We start from the raw sequence: 1,355 nt of genomic DNA on the forward strand, positions 1-1,355 counted from the left end.
GCTGTCTTAACCAACTCTGAACTCACAGCCACATAAGACCAATTACCAGCGACACTAATCTTGCCGATTTTATCCCCTGGAATACCGTCCTTACCTGTCAACCCACCAACAATATCACCCGGACGAAGTTTTTGTTTCTTCCCGCCATCAATTTTTAGCGTGGTCATCACCGGTTTTTTAATCGGCTTATCTAAATATATAGCACTTGGTAGTGGGTCATTAACATTAGATAAATCAATATCTAATGTCTCTAATTTGTGCGTTTCTCTATCGCTAAAAAGCGTACAAGCAACACCATGCTTCCCTGCTCTACCAGTACGGCCAATGCGATGTACATGCACTTCTGCATCATGTGCAATATTAAAATTAATCACCATATCTAAATCTTTGATATCTAAACCTCGCGCTGCCACATCAGTCGCCACCAGCACAGAAACACTGCCATTTGAAAATCGAATAAGCGCTTGATCACGCTCTCGTTGGTCCAAATCTCCATGAATGGCAAGTGCATAAAATCCATAATGGGCTAACTCATCTGCCACATCTTGCGTATCACTTTTGGTGTTGCAAAATACCAATGCAGACTCAGGCTTATGCTTAGCAAGTAACAATCTAAGTGCACTCATACGCTCATCGTCTGTATTGGTTAGATGAAAATATTGCTTAATCGTATCTTCTTCATGGACAGCAGGTGCCTCAAGTATCGTAGGATTTTTAAGTGCACGACAGGCGATATCAGCAATCTCATCAGGATAAGTCGCACTAAATAATAAGGTTTGGCGACTACTAGGGATTTTTTCAATAATTTTATCTATAGTATCTTGAAAACCCATATCTAACATGCGATCTGCTTCGTCCAATATAAGTATAGTGACAAATTCAAGTTTTAATGTGGCTTTACGCAAATGCTCTTCAATACGCCCTGGTGTACCGACAACAATATGTGCACCGTGTTCTAATGAACCAATTTGTGGACCAAAAGGTGCACCACCGCAAAGTGTGAGAACTTTGATATTATGAATACTTCTTGCAAGTCTTCGAAGCTCACTTGCCACTTGGTCTGCCAGCTCACGCGTTGGGCACAAGACTATCGATTGCACTCTGAAAGCCTTAACATCCAATTTTTGTAACAGACCCAAACCAAAAGCCGCTGTCTTCCCTGAGCCAGTCTTACCCTGCCCAATAACATCTTCACCCGACAAAATAGCGGGCAAACTGAGTGCTTGAATAGGTGTCATTGATTCGTAACCCAAACTACTAAGATTTTTTAATAAATCAGGTTTTAAATTTAATGAAGAGAAATCAGTTGAACTCACGATAAATCCTAAAATAAAAACGATGGATTAAATTTTACG

1 protein-coding gene is annotated in these 1,355 nt (G+C 40.4%); it reads right to left on the bottom strand.

All coding sequences use genetic code 11. The features are described 5' to 3' along the window. The coding region (gene dbpA / locus BAZSYMA_RS09405) for an ATP-dependent RNA helicase DbpA (RefSeq protein WP_143243198.1) at positions 1–1,316 on the bottom strand (1,316 nt) is incomplete at its 3' end. Positions 1,317–1,355: the final 39 nt, after the last annotated feature.

The organism is Bathymodiolus azoricus thioautotrophic gill symbiont (genome assembly GCF_001298715.1).
GTDB lineage: Bacteria > Pseudomonadota > Gammaproteobacteria > PS1 > Pseudothioglobaceae > Thiodubiliella.